Source organism: Nocardia sp. CA-119907 (assembly GCF_050955995.1).
Taxonomy (GTDB): Bacteria; Actinomycetota; Actinomycetes; order Mycobacteriales; family Mycobacteriaceae; genus Nocardia.
Genome location: NZ_CP192091.1, coordinates 3832002 through 3852199, shown reverse-complemented (window position 1 = coordinate 3852199; position 20198 = coordinate 3832002). Strand labels below are relative to the sequence as shown.

Here is a 20198-nt window from a genome sequence, read left to right as displayed (position 1 = left end):
TCCTTGATCCGCAACCGCCACCCGGCGTGTCGCCTACTTGGCACGCCGATCAGCGTCGGCCACGTGAACAAATCTGCACGTCGACGGCGATACGAGGCCGGTTTGCACGCCACATATTCACCACGCGTTCAGCCGGGGCGAGTAATCCGAAGTCATGGTGACCCAACCCGACCGGGCGACCCGGTCCGACGTGCTCGAGCGCGATTGGACTATCGATATTGTGCGCGTCTGCTCGATTACGGTGGTGGTTGTCGTGCACTGGATATCGGTCAGGGTCATCCTGGTCGATGGCGCCGTTCGCGGCGAGCAGGCGCTGCACGGGCGACCCATCTGGGTACTGACCTGGCCGCTGCAGGTGATGCCGATGTTCTTCCTTGCGGGCGGATTCGCCAACACCCTGATCGTCGACCGATACCGTGCCCGCGGCCGAACTTACGGGGACTACCTCGGGCTGCGGGTGCGGCGGCTGACGACTCCGATGATCGCGCTGATCGCCTTCATCGTCGCACTCGATGTCGGCCTGGATGCCTTCTCCGAACGGGCCGCCGCGGCGGCCGCCGATATCGTCGCCAGCCCGCTGTGGTTTCTCGCGGTATTCCTGATCGCGGCCATGGTCGCGCCGTTTGCCGTTCGCGCACACGATGTTTCGGCGTTGCTGGCACCGGTGGTGTTGTTCGGCTGCTCATTCGCGGTGGACCTGCTTCGCTTCGGCGGGGTGTACTGGTTCGCCGAATGGAATCTGATATTCGTCTGGCTGTTCTGCCATCAGCTCGGAATCCTTTACGCCCGTGGGACATTGGGTCCCGTCGGGGACGGCACAGTACTACTGATCGCGGCGGCGGGTATCGGCGTGCTCATCGTCATGGTGGTGCCTGGACCGTACTTTCCCACGATGCTCGGGCTGGCCGATGCTCCTGTCTCCAATCTCGCACCGCCGACGACGGCGATGTCGATTCTCGCGGTGACGCAGTTCGCGGCGCTGGTGCTGGTATCCCGGCGGTTGACCGGCTGGGAGCCGCACGGACGCGCCCGCCGCGTGATCACCACCGGGGCGACGCAGTCGATGAACATCTACCTCTGGCACGTCCCGGCGATGGCCATCGTGACAGGAGTGGCGTTGGCAGTTCCGGTGTTGCTGCCCAGCGATGCCGGCACCTGGTGGGCCGCACGCCCGCTGTGGATGGTCGCGGCCGCGGTCGTACTGTTCGGATTCGTCCGGATCACCGGTCGGTGGGACGCGTTCTGCGCCCGATACGCCGCCCGCACCGCGACACTGCCGGTCCTTGCAGGCTCACTGCTAGCTGCGGCGGGCATTTTCGCGCTCTGGCGCTATGGCCTTTCGCCATACGGGATGGCTGGTCTCGCCACGCTTACTGTTGTCCTCGCCGCCGCACTGCTCACCACGACCCGGCGAATCACCCCACCCGATAACTACAACCCGTCATCCGCGCGGACCGGATGACCTGAGCCGCCGGCAGCTCGGTCGGATCTCGCCGAGTCACCTTGCCAGGCAACCGGAAGCTGGCTTCACACTGATCACGTGACCAGCCGAGCGAGTTGCTTCACCTGCGACGTTTTCAATCGCACTTCCACCCGTCCCGACTGCCCCGGATCGGTCGCCGCCGGGTTGTAGGTGAAGCACACTCGGTTCGGTCGGTCGATGCTGAACTCGATTGCCGCCCAAAGCGGATGCGTCATCGGCACATCGATGTGTTTGAACCGGCCCGCCCACACCAGCACCCGTCGGCCGACAGTGACAGCGATCGCACCTGAGACCGCCTGCCGCTCCCACTCGACAAGACGACCGGATGAGCGGACAAAGCGACGGGTGACCGAACCGGTCAAACCCTCCTCCAAGAACACAACATCATCGGAGGCAACCAGGGACGCACGCAGATCCTCTGGCAACCGCCCCGACCCGAGCAGCAGCCGCAGCAGGGCGTTCACTCATCCAGCGTAACCCCGCATGCCCACCCGCCGCCCCCAGATCCCCCCGGCTCACAACCAGTTCGCGGCGTGAGAGCTGTATCCACTACGCCACTACCGGATTCGGTAACTTCATCCGCTTCCCCGCAGGGGTCGTTGCCGCATGAGAGAGTCGAGGGCCGTCTTCACCGTTCTCGGAGCAGGTCAGCGACCCAGTCGGCCAGCGCTTCTCGGACGTAGGAGCCGTCTGCATAGTCGTCATAGGTGCGCAGGTAGCTGGTGCTCACGCTCACCACGAAACGTGGTCCTCGTTCTTCGAAGGCGAGCGCAGACGCCGGGACGCAGCCCGTCGGCGGAGGCGTAAGTGACCCTCGCACCCCTCTTCCAATATCCGCCGGAGGGAACTGGAGGGAGCGAAACATGTTGCAAGGGAGCAATTGTCAAATTCTGTGGACCGGTTGAGATTGTTCATGCCGCGAGGGTTTGAGAGCGGCCGTGTCAGTGGTGTTCTCTACGCTCGCGCTCGCTTACTGGTGGATGGGGCGAACCAGCGAGGCCATAGCACTGTACGAGCAGATCCTCACCGATAGCGGGCGCATACTCGGCCCCGACCACCCCGACACACTTGGGTACCGCCATAGCCTTGCCTTTGCCTACGAGGCGGTGGGGAGGATTGCTGAAGCGATCACCTTGCACGAAACCAATCTCGCCGACCGGCAACGACTCTTCGGGCCGCATCACCCCAACACTCTCCACTCCCGCCACGGCCTTGCCTACGCTTACAAGGTGGCGGGCCTGGCTGACAAAGCGATCCCACTGTTCGAACAGACTATTGCCGACCGCGAGCGGGTCCTAGGTATCGACCACCCCGACACTCTCCACTCCCGCCACGGCCTTGCTCTCGCTTACGAGTGGGTAGGACGACTGGTCGAGGCGATCCCGCTGTTCGAGCGGACCCTTGTTGACCGCGAACGTCTCATCGGCCCCGACCACATCGATACCCTCTACTCGCGCCACGACCTCGCCTTCGCCTACAACAGAGCGGGGCGGTTCGACGAAGCGATCACCCTGCACGAAGCCAATCTCGCCGACCGACAACGACTCCTCGGACCTGACCACCGTGACACCCTCCACTCCCATCACGGCCTCGCCCACGCATACAGAGCGGCGGGCCGGGGCAACGAGGCAATCACCCTGCACAAAACCAAACCTCGCCGAGTTCATGCGGGTCTTGGGTGCCGACCACCCCGACACTCTCCATTCCCGCCACGGCCTCGCCCTTGCCTTCGAGGCGACCGGGCAGGTGGCCGAAGCGATCACCCTGCACGAACAGAATCTCACCGACCGGCAACGCCTTCTCGGACCCGAACATCCCGACACCCTGACCTCTCGCGACAAACTCGCTCAATTGCGCGATCTACGCCTGAATGACCAATGATGCGGACCCGACCTCTTTCGTGATCTACAGGGACGCCATAACTTTCGAGTTTGCTGCGCTCGACGTAGGGAGGAGTCAGGTTGTTGGCGCAAGTGGTGGCCGGCCTAACGCGCCACAACCCGAACACTGTGACGGGGCCCGGAAATCGGGTCAGGCCACTGGGCGACAGCCGGGTTTTGTCCAGCGCGTAGCCGGATGAAGTCGGGTCAGCACGAACTCGACCAGCAGACGGCGGATCTCCGATAGCGTAAGTGCGATCACGTTGTCGTCGCCGTCGGCGAGTCCCCCCTTGCAACAACGGTTTTCGTCGCGGCGAGCCAGGCCGTAGTCGTAGGCGATCTCACTGTGCTCGAGGTTCCGGACGTTTGTCATGGTCTGAGATTTCTGAGGAAAACAACTTTCGAGCCGTAAAAGCCCCGATTAGCACGAATCCGGCCACAAGCGGCGCAAAGCTTGCTTTGCTGACCTCTGAACCGAGTTCGAGGATCACCGCTCCCAGCCCAAGAGCGAGCAGTCCAGTTGCAATCAGGATGAAGCCGGGCAGATCGACGCTGTGATCTACACGAATGTATTTCTGATGTTCGGGCAGCCGACCGAATACCAGCAGAAAGGCAAGGAGCCCAAGGGGCACTTGGCCCAAGAAGATCCAGTGCCAGGATGAGACCTCGGCGATGGTGTTGTCGAACAACGGACCCAATACACACACGATGGCAACCGCAACGTTCCAGATGACGGTTTCGGTACGTCGCTGACCAGCAGAGACCGGACCGGTGATGTAAGCCAGGCTTTGTGGATAGATCAGGCCTGCGCCTACAGCCTGTACCGCACGAGCCCAGATGAAAATATCGAAGTCCACCGAAGAAAACACGCAGAGGGCAGTACCAATGGTATAAACCGCTATTCCCGCGGCGAGCTTCAATCGGCGACTGACGCGGTCGGCGAACACCTCACCGAGCGCAGTCGTCGCACCGAAGGCGAGCATGTATATCGTGAAAGACCAAGCCAACCCCCGATAGGAGTTGCTCATCGCTTCGGCGATGTCTCTGCTCACCGGGAGTCGCGGTATGGGCGGAGGGGTGAACGTTAGGTACTCCGGAGGGCGAACATGGGTCGGAAACCACACGTCGGCACCGACAAGGACATTCGAGGCGGCGAGCAGCACGGCGAGGTAGGCCGCAACAAGCAGGCGGCCGGGAACTGTAATTTGTCGTACCGGACTGCGCTGTGGTGCCGGTTTCATAGGTTCCGGCGACCATTGGTCGGGATCTGGGCCAACTGACAAACTCTTGAACAGCGCCAGGTCGCCTGCCGCGTTGACTGTGCGGCGCTGCGGCCGGGGATGCGCGTTGGCCACGAGATGACGGTCAACACGGTGGAAGAGATCATCGAGCGTCAAAGGGCCAGGAGAGCTCAATGTGGCCAACAGCGCACCGGTGAAGGCTGTATGCGTCGCTCCCACGGGTGCGTGAGCGAGGGCGTTGGCCGCTGTCGAGGTGAAAGTGTAGGTGCCCGCCACATCGATCTGGCCGGTGATGACGCCCTGCTGGTCGGCCATGGCCTCGATCGCCCGGCCAGAGAAGCAACAGTCCAGCACCAGCACTCGGGTGGTCGCCGGGCTGGACACGATTTCCTCCCGCAGCACCTCGAACGGCAGCGCGGTCCACCGCGGATGAGTCGGGTCGGTCGAAGACAGCGCCAAGTGCAGCCTTCCTCGATCATCGACCAGGCCGTGCCCGCTGTAATAGATCAAAAGCAGGTCAGTTGCCTCGGCAGCCGCCGTCGCGATCGCGCCGCCGAACTCGGCGGTGGAAGTAGGTTCGGACACCACCGTGCAATGCTGCGATGCCAAAGTCCCCGTCGCCGCATCGGTCAGTGCGGCCTCGAGATCGATCAGGTTCCGCTCTACCGCAGGGATATTGGGCAGAGCCGGCCCGTTGATGTACCGGCTCGCGCCGATCAAAACCGCCCGCGATGTATCCGGATCTGGGAAACGACTGCTCATTGTGGGGGCCCCTCCGAAGACAGCAGCCTGCCAACCTCTCGTATAACGGTCTCGGCGTCGACGCGTTTACCGTCCAACTCGATCTCGACGCCGTCCGAGTTGGTCACCGTAATCTTCACATCGGAACGCCGTTGCGAAATCCACGTGGATAGTGACCCAGCCAGAACCGCACCCATTCCGCCAGAGCCGACCGCGACGACGAGCGCGTCGAGAACACCGCCCATCTGCCCTGGCACCACGTCGGAGTGGACGAGGCGTACCCGCCCACGTAGCCCATCGTCATGCAGCAGCCAGTCATGGAGCGATCGAAGTTCGTCACCCCCCACTGCCGTCCTGATCCACAATTGCGCTGTAGCCAAGTCGGTCACACGGTCATCCTGCCCGATCGAGGCGGATGCAGACCAGGATTGCCAACGAAATCGCCGAGACATGCTGTGACCCCTCATATTTCGGTGCCGCTCCTCAGCGACACCGTGTTCATCGGATTCTCAGTGGACACCGGGGTGTTTCACGACCTTCTTCCGAAACTCCGGCGAGGGTGCCGCCACCGACCGCCGGCATGTTGACTCTTTCGACACGCGTCGAAAACCAGCGGCAGGATGCTCGCCGTCGGCTGCGCTTCATGGCACTGATCAAGGAGATCGATGCGTTGTTCGGCGGTGATTCGGCTGTGCGCATGTCCTGACACTTCCTCCGGTCCCGTCCGAAGACATGAGCTTCGCGTGGGGAGGCGGCGCATCTCGCGGTTCTGCAATATCCGGAATTCGGCTACTTATCGCGCGTTGGACGCCACTGTCGGTCAGTCGATCATGAAGTGCTTGCGGATCTGCCGTTCTGATCGACGTCTGAGATCGTAGCGGGAGTTCGGTTTCGAACACCTCGGCCGCAGTTCGCCATCCGAGGACTTCCGAGGGTCCGGTGTTGATTCGATGCCAGACTCGCGAAGATCGTCCGGCCGTGCAGCGACAGGTTCCGTTGTCTTCGGAAAATACTGACGCAGAAGGCCATTCATGTTCCCGTTAGTCGCCAGCACCCATGGCGATCCGGGATGCACAAAGTAGATGCCCTCGGGAACAGAGGATTTGAACCTGCGACTGACGTGACCCCATGATTTCGGCGCGGGTGATGTGGACCGAACTCCGGGGTCACGTCACCGCCCTGGGATTTCGTTGTGTTGTGTTATGCGGGGTCGTAGGAGGGTTCCAAGTTTGTTGAGTTTCTGGTGTGGCGGCGGGTTCGCCGCGGGTGTTGGAGGCACGCAACGCGATCCGGTGCGGGCGATGGAGATCGACATCAACACCGAGTGGGTCTCGTTCATGACCTACGACAGCTCCGCGACCCCATCAACCCGCCTGCCACCAAGCTTCTCCCCGAATTCCGTCAAAACGGGGGACGCTACTTCAACACCGACGAACGCGACTTCGTCGCCGTCTACAGCCGTTAGCCTTGCACGAATTGGTAGGTGTAGAACACCAGGCCGTCACCGATCTTTCGTGTGTTGACCAGGTGCAGCGGCTTCTTGTCGCTGGTCTCGTAGAAGAGACGCAGGCCGGTTCCCAGCACGACCGGGAAAACTACCAGCCGCAGTTCATCGGCCAGGTTCTGTTCCATCAGTGTGCGCACGAGCTGATAGCTGCCGTAGACCAGGATTTCCCCGTTCACTTTCTGCTTCAGCTCCGAAATCTCCTTTACCACATCGCCGTTGAGGACCGTGGTGTTGCTCCACTGAGGATGTTCGAGAGTCGACGACACGACGTACTTGGGGAGGCTGTTCATTCTGTCCGCCCACTTGCGGCTTACGCGGACATCGAACGATGGCATGCGGGACGCGAACCACTCACTGCTCCGCCTGCCCAGCAGTACCGCCTCGGCACCCAGCGCTTCCTCCGTCTCGCGGGCGGTCCAGTCTTCGAGGTCCTTGCTGCCCACGAACTGGTGGAACCAGCCGCCCAGCTCGAAGCCTTCCTGGCCGTCCGGGTCTTGGACTACTCCATCGAGTGTGGCATTTGAGCTGATGACGATCTTTCCCATTTCCGTGCTCCTTTGACAATGTTGTCGGCTATCACTGGTCTAGACGCCGCGGCATCGGAAAAGGAGGCGCTGCGCGACCGCCCCGTTCGCGCCTTGGCCGGCGTCCATAGAGCATGGAACTGCACACAAGGAATGAGGTGGCGGGAGTGGAGTTGGCGAGCACGGACCTGATGTCGAGGGCGCAGGCCGGCGACGGCGAGGCATTCCGAGCGCTGACCGAGCCACACCGTCGCGAGCTACAGGTGCACTGCTACCGGATGCTCGGATCGTTTCAGGATGCCGAGGACGCTCTCCAGGACACGATGCTCGCCGCTTGGCGAGGTCTCGAACGATTCGACGGGCGCGCCTCACTTCGCACCTGGCTCTACCGCATCGCCACCAACCGGTGCCTGGACGCGCTGCGCTCTGCTCGTCGACGTCCTGCAAAGCAGTGGGACATCCCGGGAATCGAACCACCGGAACCCACCGGACTCGGCGAAATCCACTGGCTCGAGCCCTATCCCGACACCCTTCTGGACGGTGCGATCAGTGTGCCGCTCGGTCCGGAGGCGCGCTACGAGCAAACCGAATCCATTTCCCTGGCCTTTGTGACCGCCCTGCAGATCTTGCCGCCTCGCCAGCTCGCCGTCCTCATCCTGCGCGACGTCCTCGGATTCCACGCGAACGAAGTAGCCGACATGCTGGACACCACCGTCGAATCGGTCAAAAGCGCCCTCAAACGCGCGCGTGCAGGAATGCAGCGCCGACTGCCGGTGACTACTGCCCGAGAGCAGCCGCCTGCTAGCGACTCACCTGCCGAGGACGCGATCGTGGCGAAGTTCGTCAGCGCCTACGAATCTGCCGACATCGACGCGTTGGTAGCTCTGTTCACCGACGACGTCTTCATGTCGATGCCACCGATGCCGCTGGAATACCAGGGCCGAGACACCGTGGCCCGCTTCTGCGCACTCATTTTCGGCTCGGCACAGAGATTCGAACTGGTGCCGACGCGAGCCAACGGTCAGCCGGCATTCGGGGTCTATCGACACACTCCCACCGGCATCCACGGAGCCGGCCTCTTCGTCCTCACTCTCGCCGACGACCGAATCCGCGCCATGACCGTCTTCGAAAACACAGTCCTCCCCATATTCGGCCTGCCGCAATCCCTCCCGAGTGCACAGTAGACCGGCTTCGAGTCCACTGTGGACTCGACGGCGAGCGCATCAGTCAACGGGCGCTTCTTGTCAATCGCGTCCTGCCTGGATCAGGGTGTCGGCGAGTTCGGTAGGGCGGGTAGTCATCGCGTAGTGAGCGCCTTGCGTTTGGAGAATTGGTGTGGACCGCAGATTCTGCCTATCGGTCCACCTCGTAGGTCAGCTTCACCACCTTCGAGAAGGCCTTAACGGCTGCGAGTCTCAACGTGGCGTGCTGACCGGGCCGGAAGTAGAACTGCCCTCCGCTGCCCACCAGAAACGGGTAGATCGCGAGGTCGATCACGTCGATCAACCGCTCGCGCAGCAGCGTCTCCCCGAGCAAACCGTGCCCCAGAATCAGCAGGTTCCCCCCGTCCTGCTGCTTGAGCCGCGCCACTTCGGCGACGGCGTCGCCTCGAACGATGGTCGTCTGGCCCCAGTCGGCCTTCTCCAGAGTGGAGCTGAACACGTACTTCGGCATCGCGTTGAGCCGATCAGCCCACATCGGCTTGTGGGTCCCACTGCCATACAGTTGCGCGAACTGCTCGTAGATGGTGCGGCCGAACAGCAACGCGTCACACGATTCCAACAGGCCCAGACCATCGCGCAGGTAGGCCTGGTCTTGGTGCTTGCCCACCCCCATTCCCACCGGATCCTCGGTGACACCATCCGCCGAGACCAGTACGTACTCGATCACCTTGCGCATCGCGTCGCCCTCGGTTGGCGGAGTCCGCGAAACAGCGCGGTCATGGCGTCGCTCACAACCCGGCAACTTCCATCACGGGGCCAACCTCGAACCCGCCGCCGACCCGCACCGCCGGGCAGTCCTCGGCCAGCGCCACCGTGGAGTCCATGTCCCCGACGGACACCCACCGAGTAGCCGACCATCCGGGAGCCGCTGCCGCCGACCTCGCCGAGCGACGCGTTGGTCCCCGCGTTGCCCACGTCCACCAGCGCCGAACCCAGCCCACCGAACCAGGCCCGCCACTCGCCCGGCGTCCCTTCGTTGGGCGCGGAGCCGGCGGGCACACGGAAGGAGACAACGTAGTTGGCCATGATCTGTAGTCCTGTTCTGTATCCGGGGCGCGCCCCGGACCGGGACCGCCTCCAGGTAGACGCCGGCGCCCGCCCGAAAGGGGCGGTATAACGCCGCCCAATCCGCCGAACCGACAGCGTCCTTATCGTTCGAGCCGAACGCGCCCGCGGAAAACCAATGGACTGCGCCGACAGCAGTGCGTTGACGTCTTGTGCGGCTACATGCGCTTGCCCTACAGCCCCGGACTCGGCGGCAATCACCAGAGCAAATTGGTCCTCGAACAGCACCGCGCGACCGCTGCCGGTACCCGCGCCGACGATCGGGAACACCACTCGAGTGCCGGCAGAACGACCGGGAAGTCCGTCAGACCATCGTCCGCGTCATTGCCGACCCCTCCAACCCGTAGCCGAATACAGTTGGTCGAAAAGCGATTTCGACTTCCGTACCGGCCATGTCGAACCGAGCGTTGCCGCTGAACCTCGCCCCGTCGAACGAGACGTCGCCGGTGCCCACCTCGAAGACGTCAACTTCACCGGCGCCGAATTCTCCAGCCTCGCTCGGTAGCCCATCCCACGCCTGCGCCAGCACGAACCCCGAAAGCATAGGTCTCGAACGCGGCGATCTCGTCCTCGGTCACCGGAGCCCGCAGCACCCGCGCAAGTTGCGCACCGCCGCCAGCGCAAACCCACGAATCCTTGTCCGCACTCGCAGTGAGATCCCATCAGCCGCATCGCATTCCGATCGGCCGCACCGACAACACTTCGGCGCCGAGCAGGCTCGGGATGACCCAGGTCCAGGCCGGGATGGGTGAGGTGAGAGAAGCCCGAGGCAGTCAGGGACTCATCGACTGTGGGTTACCCATGTACGGGAGGCGACAGATGGCAAAAAAAACGCCGGGGGCCCGCTGTGGAGTTGCGGAGCCTCCGTTGGCGTCCTGGACTCTCCTCGGTAAACTTCGGTTTGCTCGTTGGTGTCCAAATGGTGAACTCGACGGGGTGTATATGAACATTTCCGACGGTGTGGTGGACGTGATTGCCCGAACGGCTGACGCGACGACGGCTGCGGCCGGGGCCGTGGGCGGCGCCGCTGTCAACGGTGTGATCGGCGGCATCCAGGGTGTCGCGGTCGGTGTGAAAAATGGGCTGAGCACCGGCAGTCACTCGACATCGGCGGCGGCGCTGACATTTGCGGCGATCGGCGCCGCAGGTCTGGTGGACTGGCCCGTGCTGCTGGGTGTCGGCGGCGCTGCCCTGGTGGTCCAGCGACTCGGGCAGCGATCGGGCAGAGTGCCGACGCCTGGCTCCGACAGGCGTGCCGGAGACTCCAAGCCGCACCTGGAAGGTGACCGGACGGCGCGCGGCAACGAAGACGCGATTTCCGCACCCAAGAGCGCGGCCCGGTCGCGACGCTCGCCGAGTAAGCGTTAACTATCGGCTGCCGCCAGTGCTGCCACGATCGCCGTCGCTGCGCGGTTGCTATTGGCCGTGGACGGTCGACGGTGGGATGATCAGTCGACGATCTCGATGACTCCCAGGCGCAACAGCACGGCATACAACTCGCGCAACGGCACGGCCAGCACCTGCGTCAGCGCATCCGCCAACGGGTCCGACCCGACGCCAACACCAGTACTCATCACGCTGGACACGGTGCGGATCCCAGACGTCGAATACTCGAACACGCCATGTCCGGGAGGCAACAATTGGCCGAAAAAACATCTACCGACCACCGAAACGCCGTCGATCGGGTGCTGGCGGCACAGGGCTTCGCGGTGGATCTGCCGGTAATCGGTCGGGTCCGCGTCCCACGGCCCGAGCAGTTGGCGTACTACGGTGCGCTCGGCGCGCTGGCCGCGGCGGAGATCATCGAATGGCCTGTCGCGGTGATCCTCGCAACCGGTCATTGGCTGATGCAGGATGAGCACAACCGCATCGCCCACGAAATCGGCGAGGCCCTCGAAGACGCTTAGTTCCGATGCGCCGCCAGGGGATCTTTGGCAAAGGTTGGCGCTAGGCGTAGATCATTGCGTGGGAGCAGGTTGCGGACGAGCGTGCAGAACGAGCCGAAGACAGTCGCCGATCTTCCGGCCTGGGGATGACACTCCGAGTCGCCGCGGAGAATTCCGAGCGGGTGGCCCGCACCGCGCTCTGAGGCCAGGGAACAGCCAATGAACGCTATTAGCAATCTATTGGCAATTCAGACTGGCGAGGTAGCCGGAACTCTGTCATCGCATCAATAAGACCGTGTCGATGCCGTCGTTTTACCTGGACTTTTCCGTCTGCGCCCGCAGTGGACGACTCGAACGCGCGCGTTTCGGTGTCGGCCGTGTGGACTGATTCGGGCGTCACGAAATATGGAATCCCGAGTATGCTGGCAACGCACTGGTTTCCGCAGGAGGAAGTTTAATCGCTACCTACTACGACTGAGGTGTGGATGATGAGCGTTGCATCGGGCACCGTGGAAAAGTTGGGGGCTACGGCATCGGCGACTGTCCATGTGGTCGAGGCGGCCGGTGGAGCCGCGGTCGGGGCGGTTACCGGTGCAGCGCGCGGCACGGTCGAGGGCGCTGTGTCCGGCGCTCGTAGTGGGATCGACGTATCGACCGCGACTGTGCTCGGCGTCATTGCGGCGGGTGTGACGGGGCTGGTCGAATGGCCAGTGGCTGTGGCCGCGGGCGGTATCGCGGGTGCGGCCTACTTACTGCGGCACACAAGGACCGAATCCGGCAAGCAAGTCACTGCCAAGAAGCCGCAGCCGCGGCGGCGTACAGGTACTCGGCCCAAGAAGGCCGCCGCCGCTTCTCCGCGGGCGCGAACCCGCGCGAAGTGATGGGGTCTCTGCAAGGCCTGGCCACTGCGCCGATCCGGCTGCCCCTAGCGGCGACCGCGGCCACGCTGGGATTGCTCCGGCGGCCGGTCGCGATGGCATCGCGGCTGACGAACCCAGCAGTCGCCGAGATGGCCGCCGAACTCACCGAGGGCATCGGCCGGGAATTGAGCGCCCTTGTGGATCCGCGGCGGATGCGCATGCAGCGGCGGATCACGGTGCATGCCAACCGTATTCACGCCGAAGTTCGCGGCTTGCAGTCGGCACAGAACGCTCGGGTGGCCGAGTTGGTGCGCAAGCACCTCGAGCAGGAACCGGAAGTGCGCTGGTTCCACGTCAATGCCGCCACTGGACGGGTCATGGTGGCCGCGGACCCGCAACGCCTGTCTCCGGCACAGCTGGAAACGATCCTGGAACGTGTCGAAGCTCTCGCCGGAACCGGCGAGGACCCATGGAACCGCCGGGCCGAACACCCCTCCGATCGCGAGCCGGTACTCACCTCGGCGCTGCAGCTGGCCGGCGATGTCATCGGCATCGGTGCGACCGTCACCTCACGGGTGCTCCCGGTGCCTGCGCCAGCGCACGTGCTCCGGGGGGCAGTGGCATTGGTGGACGGACAGCCGCGGTTGCGCGGCGCTCTGGAAGCTCAGCTCGGCCGCCACCGCGCCGACACTGTGATCGTGGTCGGAAACGCCCTGAGCCAGGCCCTGGACTCGGAACTGACCGGCCTGTGCGCCGATGCGATGCAGCGGGCGGTGCGGCTGGTCGAGGCCACCGCTCGCTTCGCGCAGTGGCGGCGCTGGGAACAGCTGATCGCGGACCCGGACCTGCCGGGCGTCGATGAATACGACCCGCCCGAGCCGCGGCCGGCACCGCTACCGCATGGGCCGATCGAGCGCTGCACCAGCGAGGTCAGCAGCGCGGCGGCACTGGCATCGGCGGCGACGCTGACCGGCGGCCGCGACGTCGCCGATGCCGCCGACGCCGTCGCGGCGGGAGTGCCGAAGGCGGCGCGAGCCGGTCGCGAGACCTTCGCCGGTGCGCTGTCGACCCTCATGGCCGCGCGCGGGGTGCTGACCCTCGACCCGCTCATGTGGCGCCGCCTGGACCGGGTCACCGCAGTGGTCATCGACCGGGACGCCGTGCGCGGTCAGCGGGCCGTGGTGCTCGACGCCGAATCCCATGACGACAGCTGGTCGGTCGAACACGTATGGAGCGCCGCTCAGCGGCTGCTCTGGCGCAACGGTGAGAAACTGCCCATCCCGCCACCACCTCGGCACCAGCGCGAGGATCTGCACCTGAGCGTCGGTGCCCACAACGACCCGTATTCACCCGGCACCGACACCGATCTCCCCGGCCCAGGAGACGGTTTCGGTGGCCCGCGCTGGTACCTGCTGCACGAGAACCGACGTGTGGTCGGGCGGGTGCTGATCGGTAACGAGCCACATCCAGGTGCGGCCGGGCTGCTGGCCACCGCCAGAAGGGCCGGCCTGCGGGTGGTACTCATCGGCGACGAGGGCACCGGCGAACTACGGCGCAGTGCAGACGAATTCGTGCGCGCGGGCGGCTCGATGTCCGAGCTGGTACGGCGACTGCAGCAGCAAGGACATGTAGTGGCGGTAGTGAGCGGCGACGCACATCGCGCCCTGGGTGCCGCCGATCTGGGGATCGGTATCGCCACCCTGACCCCCGGCACCCCGGCGCGGATCCCGTGGCAGGCGGATGTGTTGTGCCCGGATCTGAGTTCGGTACGCCAGATCATCGCCGCCACCGGCCCGGCACGCTTCGTCAGTGAGCGCGGACGGGTCCTGACGCTGTCGGCGGCCACGCTCAGCGGTCTGCTGCTCGCGTCTGGTCCCGCTGAGGCCAGGGCGATGCGCGCCACCAGCCCGGTCGCGGCGGCCACCCTGATGGGGTGGGCCACCGGTCTGAACTCCGGGCGCCGGGCCGCCCGCGTGGCCGGACCGGCCGACGTGCGGCTGGTGCCGTGGCATGCGCTGGAACCGGACGAGGTGCTGGCCCGACTGCCTGCCCCGCACCGGCCGCCACCGCTGCCTCACTCGCACATCACCACCGCCGTCAGCCGCATGTCACAGCGATTGGCCACGCCCGCAAAGACTCTCGCCGATCTGGTCGCAGATGTGCGCCGCGAGCTGGCCGATCCGATGACACCGCTGCTGGGTGTCGGCGCGGTCGCCTCCGCGCTGCTGGGCTCGCCCACCGACGCGGTGCTGGTCGGCATGGTGCTGGGGCTCAACGCCACAGCCTCGGCCCTCCAGCGCCGCCGCGCCCGGCTGTCGCTGCACAAACTGCTGCTCGGCGAGCGATTGACCGCTCGCCGACTCACCGCAGACGACGAAATCGAAACTCCCGCAGACGATCTGCTGCCCGGTGATGTGATCGCGCTCGCCACCGGCGAGGTGGTCCCAGCCGATGCCCGGCTGCTGGAAACCGACGGGCTGGAGGTGGACGAGTCCGGCCTCACCGGCGAGTCGGTGACCGTGGAAAAGCAAACCCCCGCCACACCCGGAGCCGCGCTGACAGAGCGCACCAGCATGGTGTTCGAGGGCAGTATCGTGGTGAGCGGTGCGGCGCGTGCGGTCGTGGTCGCGGTCGGAAACGGAACCGAGGCCGGCCGTGCCCTCGCCGCCGCCGGGCCGCCCCCCAGCGGCGGCGTGCAGGAGCAGCTGCACAGCCTGACCGGACGCGTGCTGCCGTTCACTCTCGGCGGCGGAACCGCTGTCACCGTCACCAGTTTCCTGCGTGGACTGGCGCTGCGCCCGGCCCTGGCCGACGGTCTCGCCGTCGCCGTCGCCGCCGTACCCGAGGGGCTACCACTGGTGGCGACGGTCGCCCAACTGGCCGCCACCCGCCGCCTGTCCCGACGCGGCGTACTGGTCCGCTCCAGCCGCACCATCGAGGCGCTCGGCCGCATCGACACCATGTGCTTCGACAAGACCGGCACCCTCACCGAGGGCCAGTTACGGCTCGTCGCGCTTGCCGACCTCGACCAGCAGTGGGACAGCGATCATTTCGCGAGCACGCCACAGTCGCGGGTACTGTTGCGCGCCGCCGCCCGCGCCTGCCCCAACCCTGAAGACACTCCACTGGTACATGCCACCGACCAAGCCGTCGTCGAAGCAGCAGATACCCACCTGGGCCAAAGACCACCCCACACCTGGGATCCCATCGAGGAGGTGCCGTTCGAGAGCTTCCGCGGCTACTCCGCGACTGTGGGCAACACCGCCCGCCACATCCGGCTCGCCGTCAAAGGCGCCCCGGAAGTGCTCCTGCCACATTGTGATCGGATCCTGCGCATCGACGACGAAGATCGCCATGAGGTTTCGCCGTTCACACCCGAGTGCCGCACCGACGCGGAGACAGCGGTGCGGCGGCTGGCCGCGCAGGGACTGCGGGTCCTGGTGGTGGCGCGGCGCGATTTCGCCACCGCCCCCCACGACGTCACCGAGGAGATCGAGCAACTCACCCTCCTCGGCTTCCTCGGCATCGCCGACAGCCCCCGCCCACAGGCCCTGGAACTGCTCGCCGAACTGGCCCGTAACGACATCAGCGTGCGGATGATCACCGGCGATCACCCCATCACCGCGCGCGCGGTCGCCCAACAGCTCAACATCCGCGCCGACACAGTGGCCACCGGCGCCGACCTGGATGCGCTCGACGAGGACGGCCAAGCTGAACTGATCGAGCAGGCAACGGTTTTCGCGCGGGTATCGCCCGAACACAAAGTACGCATCGTGTCCGCACTCCAGCGGCGCGGGCACACCGTGGCGATGGCAGGCGACGGCAGCAACGACGCGGCCGCCATCCGCACCGCCGATGTCGGGATCGGGCTGGCCGCCCGAGGATCGGTCTCCGCACGCGAGGCCGCCGACCTGATCCTCACCGAGGGCGTCGAGCTCACTGTCCTGCAGGAGGCACTGGCAGAGGGCCGCGGCATGTGGCAGCGGGTACGCGACGCGATCGGCGTGCTGGTCGGCGGCAACGCCGGTGAGGTGGCGTTCACCGTCCTGGGCACACTGCTTTCCGGTCGAGCCCCGATCGGCACCCGGCAATTCCTGGTGGTCAACCTGCTCACCGACCTCGGTCCGGCAATGGCGATCACCCTGGCGGACACCCAGCCCACCGACGACACCGACACGACCTGCACGACACTCGGACCACCACCTGGCATCGACACCGACTTCCTACAAGCCGTCGCCGTCCGCGGCACCTGCACCACTGTCGGCGCCGGCGCGGCCTGGCTGCTCGGCCGCGCCACCGGCCGACGCCGCCGCGCCGAAACCATGGCGCTGGCCGCCCTGGTCGGCACACAGCTCGGGCAGACCTTGGTGATCGGCCGGCACAGCCCCCTGGTCTGGACCACCGTGGCAGGCAGCTCCGTACTCCTCGCCACGATCATCATGACCCCCGGAGTGAACCGGTTCTTCGGTTGCGTACCACTCGGGCCGATAGCCTGGTCGATCGTGGTCGGCTGCGCCGCAACCGGCACCAGCGCCGCCCTCATCGCCGGCCGCGCACTATCCCAACCCCTGCCGCGCTCAGGCCAGAGCACGTGATGCCGGCGGGCTCTCGGTGGGGGCGGCGAACTTTCGCATGGCCGCAGATGCTGCGTTGTATCCGCTCATCCCGTGTGCTCCCGGCCCTGGTGGGACGGCGGCCGAGCAGATGAACATCCGGTCCGCTATCCGGTAGGGGCGCAGGGTGATGCGTGGTCCGCCGAAGAGCAGTTGGCGAATGTTCTTGTCTCCGGTGAGGATGTCTCCGGCCACATAGTTGGGGTTGTAGGCCTGCATGGCGGTGGGGCCGACCACGGTGATGGCGACAATGCGGTCCCGGAACCCGGGTGCGAACCGCTCGACCGCGTCGAGCAGTACGTCGGTGGCGTCATCCGAATATCCTTGTGGCACATGAGCGTACAGGTCGATGGGGTGTAGGTTTCCGCGTGATCGTGTGGGGTCGGCGAGGTACTGCTGTCCGACCACGATGAAGGGCCGGTCGGGAAGCCGGCCTCGATGAATTGCGCGTTCGGCGCGAACCACATCGGCGGCGCTGCCGCCGATGTGCAGGGTTCCCGCTTTGCCAGCATGGGGGTTGGTCCACGGGATGCCGCCCTCGACAGCCAGGCTGACCTTGTAGGCGGCGGGCCCGTGCCGGAATCGCCGGTACGCTCGGGAAACCCGCGACGGCAGCCGGTCACCGGCGATGTCGGCGATCGTGGCCGGGGCGAGATCGAACATCACGAGGTCGGCTGGCGGCAGTTGGTCGAGCGACTCGACCCAGAGGCCGGTCTCGATCTTTCCACCCAGATCTGTCAATGCGGCCGCCATGGCGTCCGCGATTGCGCGCGAGCCGCCCACCGCGACCGGCCACCCGTAGCGATGGCCGGCGGTGGTGATGCCGAGACCGATTGCCGCGGAAAGGATCCGGTGCTGTGGTTGCCAGCCGTGCGCCATGTTCCCGGCGAACAGCGCCCGTCCCTGCTCGGTCCGGAACAACCGTCCGAGCGCGGCGGCGGGGATCAGGGTCGGGATGCCGAATCGTGCCAACCGCACCGGATGTGACGGTATCCGCAGGAGTGGTTGCATAAAATCGGTCGCCAGCAGCTCGTATTCAGCGGAGGGGCCGGCGAACAGGCGGCGCCAGATCGAGCCGTCGGCGCCGAGGCCCGCGGCGGTGTCCTCGAGGGACCTGTACAGCACTCCTGCTGTTCCGTCGTCGAGCGGGTGCACGCAGTCGATTTCCGGCCACGCCCATTCCAATCCGTATCGGGCCGCATCGATTCCGGTCAAGAACGGCGACCCGACGGCCATGGGGTGGGCCATTGCGCAGTGGTCGTGCAGCAGCCCGGGGAGGGTGAGCTCGCCGGAGCGGGTGCCGCCGCCGATGGTGGCGGCACCCTCGAGCACGGTGACGTCGACGCCGTGCCGGGCCAGCGTGACGGCGGCGGCCAGTCCGTTCGGCCCGGAGCCGACGACAATCGCCGTGGTCATCGCACACGCGCCGAGGGCGGAACCCAGGTGTCGTCGCGGCGGAGAGGATGAACCGGGAACGGATCGCCCGGCTCCGGCCACGGCTGGCGGGCCAGCATGTCCTCCACCAGCACGTAGCCCTCCTCGATGACTCCGGTCTCGGCATCGATGATGCGATATGCCTGGCGTTGCCGGTGGATCGGCTGGGATTCGAGGACGACGATGCGCAGTTCGCCTTCCTCGAACCGGCAGCGACGCTGCAGCGCTGCCAGCAACTGTTCGTTGTGCAGATGCCCTTCACCGAAGTTCCAGCCGAGCAGCGGGCCGGCGACGATCTCTCCGTCGCGGATGGCGTAGTCGTCTTCGTTGTCGACGGCCCGTGTGATCAGACCGTTGAGCGCCCGGCCATGCGTGTGCATCGATCGCCAGCCCATGCCGGACTGGATCAGGATGTCGGCGATCTCGGGGCCGTACAGCTTGGTCAACTGGGTGACCGGTAGCGCGGCGCTCTTGGTCACATGCTGTTCGAGCTTCAGCTCGGCGTCCCCGCGGAAACACCAGGCGCTGGTGGCCCAGTTTCCAGCGTAGTAGCGCATCGACGTCAGGAACGAAACCCATTGCGGCCGAACATGTCCGAGGATGACAACGAGCGTGGAGAACAGCATCAGCGCGAGCACCAGCGGAGATCGAAGCCCCGAGACATGGATGTAACCGTAGTGTCCGAACAGGTAGAACAGGCTGAAGATGAAGAAGATGTTCCATTCCAGCGGCACGCCCATCGGCACCGTGGAGATGATGTGCAGGTGGAAGACCGCCATGAAGATGATCGCCGCCCAGGTCAGCGGGCCGCCGTGGCCGAGGAAGACCAGGTAGGCGGGAACCAGGTATTCCACGATGGTGCCGCCGTGTGCGAGCAGGGCCGGGATCCGTGACGGGCGCAGGTCCTGCGGCGGGTCGCGGTACATCTTGCGCTCCAGCCATTTGATCCGCATGACCGGACTGTTGCTCATCATGACCGCTACCACGTGCCCGAAGTGATGGTTGAGCTTGGATGTGGCCGCACCCCACCACAGGGCCAGCATGACCAGCTTGAATCCGATCACCATGTCGGTGAACGGGACGAAGAACATCAGCAGCATCAACAGATAGTGTTCGGGGCGGGCCGCCAGAAACACCGTCTTGTCCCGCAACCCCAGCGCGCCGAGGGCAACGACCAGAGCGACGACGACCGTGGGATCGAGCAGACCTACGTGACTGCCGTCTGCTTGCGGAGCGCCATGACCGGGGGCGAGCAAAGCCCAGATTCCGGATCCGAGGACGACCGCATACAGGGCGACGTCGATGATGCCGCGCTCGTCACCACGGGTGAACGGCACCTTCCCGGGCCACGGCGGCAGGCGCAGGGTGCCGGGGCGCAGGAAGTACAGCAGCCCGCCGATCGGCGGCAGGAATCGCATGGTGAGCGGCCCGAACCCACACCCGAACCCGAGGATTTCGAACAGCAGGGTCCACACGACCAGTTTCTGGTAGACGATCGGCTCGGTCCACCACGAGGTGATGTCGGTGAGTGCTCCGAGTCCAGGGGTCAGGGAGATCACCGCTGCCGCGCCGAGGACGTACAGGGCGCACTTGACGAGGTAGAGCAGGTAGACGGCATAAGGGGTGCCGAAGCCGTGCTCGACCCAGTGTTCGGCAACGGTGCGGAGCCGTTCGCCGCGTGGCCGGGTCTTCCATTCGGCGTAGTCGATGTCCGGAAGATCCGGTTTCGTGAATCCCATGG

At 65.4% G+C, this 20198-nt stretch carries 18 protein-coding genes and 1 pseudogene; 9 read left to right on the top strand and 10 right to left on the bottom strand.

Annotated elements, in window-relative coordinates; all coding sequences use genetic code 11:
* Positions 1-154 precede the first annotated feature (154 nt).
* On the top strand, positions 155-1462 hold the full coding sequence (locus ACQP2D_RS17155; RefSeq protein WP_433684687.1) for an acyltransferase family protein: 1308 nt from the start codon (positions 155-157) through the stop codon (positions 1460-1462).
* 74 nt (positions 1463-1536) lie between these two features.
* On the opposite strand, the gene ACQP2D_RS17150 is transcribed toward ACQP2D_RS17155, so the two are convergent.
* Complete coding sequence (locus tag ACQP2D_RS17150) at positions 1537-1947, bottom strand: hypothetical protein (protein WP_433684686.1); 411 nt, start codon at positions 1945-1947, stop codon at positions 1537-1539.
* A 474-nt stretch (positions 1948-2421) separates the two neighbouring features.
* Between ACQP2D_RS17150 and ACQP2D_RS17145 the strand changes: the two are divergent.
* A pseudogene (locus tag ACQP2D_RS17145) lies at positions 2422-3069 on the top strand (tetratricopeptide repeat protein); the annotation flags it as partial.
* Between the two features lie 79 nt (positions 3070-3148).
* A complete protein-coding gene (locus ACQP2D_RS17140; RefSeq protein ID WP_433684685.1) occupies positions 3149-3364 on the top strand; it encodes a tetratricopeptide repeat protein in 216 nt (71 codons plus the stop codon).
* 150 nt (positions 3365-3514) lie between these two features.
* Here the strand turns inward: ACQP2D_RS17140 and ACQP2D_RS17135 are convergent, their stop codons facing one another.
* The 3 genes from ACQP2D_RS17135 to ACQP2D_RS17125 are packed head-to-tail and all read right to left on the bottom strand — an operon-like array spanning position 3515 to position 5734.
* The gene (locus ACQP2D_RS17135) at positions 3515-3736 is read right to left on the bottom strand and encodes a hypothetical protein (protein ID WP_433684684.1); all 222 of its coding nucleotides are present in this window, start codon (positions 3734-3736) and stop codon (positions 3515-3517) included.
* Positions 3705-5366: a caspase, EACC1-associated type gene (locus tag ACQP2D_RS17130; protein WP_433684683.1), complete on the bottom strand. Its 1662-nt coding sequence runs from the start codon at positions 5364-5366 to the stop codon at positions 3705-3707. The genes ACQP2D_RS17135 and ACQP2D_RS17130 overlap by 32 nt, the downstream gene beginning before the upstream one ends.
* Positions 5363-5734, bottom strand: a complete 372-nt coding sequence (locus ACQP2D_RS17125; protein WP_433684682.1) for an effector-associated constant component EACC1 — start codon at positions 5732-5734, stop codon at positions 5363-5365. Before ACQP2D_RS17125 ends, ACQP2D_RS17130 begins: the two co-directional genes overlap by 4 nt.
* 191 nt (positions 5735-5925) lie before the next feature.
* On the opposite strand from ACQP2D_RS17125, the gene ACQP2D_RS17120 reads away from it, so the two are divergent.
* On the top strand, positions 5926-6051 hold the full coding sequence (locus tag ACQP2D_RS17120; RefSeq protein WP_433684681.1) for a hypothetical protein: 126 nt from the start codon (positions 5926-5928) through the stop codon (positions 6049-6051).
* 755 nt (positions 6052-6806) lie between these two features.
* Here ACQP2D_RS17120 and ACQP2D_RS17115 read toward each other — a convergent pair.
* On the bottom strand, positions 6807-7397 hold the full coding sequence (locus ACQP2D_RS17115) for a dihydrofolate reductase family protein (RefSeq protein ID WP_433684680.1): 591 nt from the start codon (positions 7395-7397) through the stop codon (positions 6807-6809).
* Between the two features lie 152 nt (positions 7398-7549).
* On the opposite strand from ACQP2D_RS17115, the gene ACQP2D_RS17110 reads away from it, so the two are divergent.
* Positions 7550-8560: a sigma-70 family RNA polymerase sigma factor gene (locus ACQP2D_RS17110; protein ID WP_433685680.1), complete on the top strand. Its 1011-nt coding sequence runs from the start codon at positions 7550-7552 to the stop codon at positions 8558-8560.
* Between the two features lie 169 nt (positions 8561-8729).
* On the opposite strand, the gene ACQP2D_RS17105 is transcribed toward ACQP2D_RS17110, so the two are convergent.
* Positions 8730-9275 (bottom strand): dihydrofolate reductase family protein, encoded by a 546-nt coding sequence (locus tag ACQP2D_RS17105; RefSeq protein ID WP_433684679.1) that lies wholly within the window; start codon positions 9273-9275, stop codon positions 8730-8732.
* 693 nt (positions 9276-9968) lie between these two features.
* The gene (locus ACQP2D_RS17100; RefSeq protein WP_433684678.1) at positions 9969-10193 is read right to left on the bottom strand and encodes a hypothetical protein; all 225 of its coding nucleotides are present in this window, start codon (positions 10191-10193) and stop codon (positions 9969-9971) included.
* Positions 10194-10606: 413 nt separating this feature from the next.
* Between ACQP2D_RS17100 and ACQP2D_RS17095 the strand changes: the two genes are divergently transcribed.
* Entirely contained in the window at positions 10607-11032 is a 426-nt protein-coding gene (locus ACQP2D_RS17095) for a hypothetical protein (protein WP_433684677.1), read from the top strand.
* 80 nt (positions 11033-11112) lie between these two features.
* Here the strand turns inward: ACQP2D_RS17095 and ACQP2D_RS17090 are convergent, their stop codons facing one another.
* A complete protein-coding gene (locus ACQP2D_RS17090) occupies positions 11113-11238 on the bottom strand; it encodes an Rv1535 domain-containing protein (protein ID WP_433684676.1) in 126 nt (41 codons plus the stop codon).
* Between the two features lie 66 nt (positions 11239-11304).
* On the opposite strand from ACQP2D_RS17090, the gene ACQP2D_RS17085 reads away from it, so the two are divergent.
* The 3 genes from ACQP2D_RS17085 to ACQP2D_RS17075 all read left to right on the top strand — a co-directional run bounded on the left by ACQP2D_RS17085 (position 11305) and on the right by ACQP2D_RS17075 (position 17005).
* Positions 11305-11571, top strand: coding sequence for a hypothetical protein (locus ACQP2D_RS17085; protein WP_433684675.1), 267 nt, complete (start codon positions 11305-11307; stop codon positions 11569-11571).
* Positions 11572-12038: 467 nt separating this feature from the next.
* Positions 12039-12431, top strand: a complete 393-nt coding sequence (locus ACQP2D_RS17080) for a hypothetical protein (protein ID WP_433684674.1) — start codon at positions 12039-12041, stop codon at positions 12429-12431.
* Positions 12431-17005, top strand: a complete 4575-nt coding sequence (locus ACQP2D_RS17075; protein ID WP_433684673.1) for an HAD-IC family P-type ATPase — start codon at positions 12431-12433, stop codon at positions 17003-17005. The genes ACQP2D_RS17080 and ACQP2D_RS17075 overlap by 1 nt, the downstream gene beginning before the upstream one ends.
* Here the strand turns inward: ACQP2D_RS17075 and ACQP2D_RS17070 are convergent.
* Positions 16988-18439, bottom strand: coding sequence for a phytoene desaturase family protein (locus ACQP2D_RS17070; protein WP_433684672.1), 1452 nt, complete (start codon positions 18437-18439; stop codon positions 16988-16990). The genes ACQP2D_RS17075 and ACQP2D_RS17070 overlap by 18 nt on opposite strands.
* Positions 18436-20196, bottom strand: coding sequence for a DUF3556 domain-containing protein (locus tag ACQP2D_RS17065; protein WP_433684671.1), 1761 nt, complete (start codon positions 20194-20196; stop codon positions 18436-18438). Before ACQP2D_RS17065 ends, ACQP2D_RS17070 begins: the two co-directional genes overlap by 4 nt.
* Positions 20197-20198 lie beyond the last annotated feature (2 nt).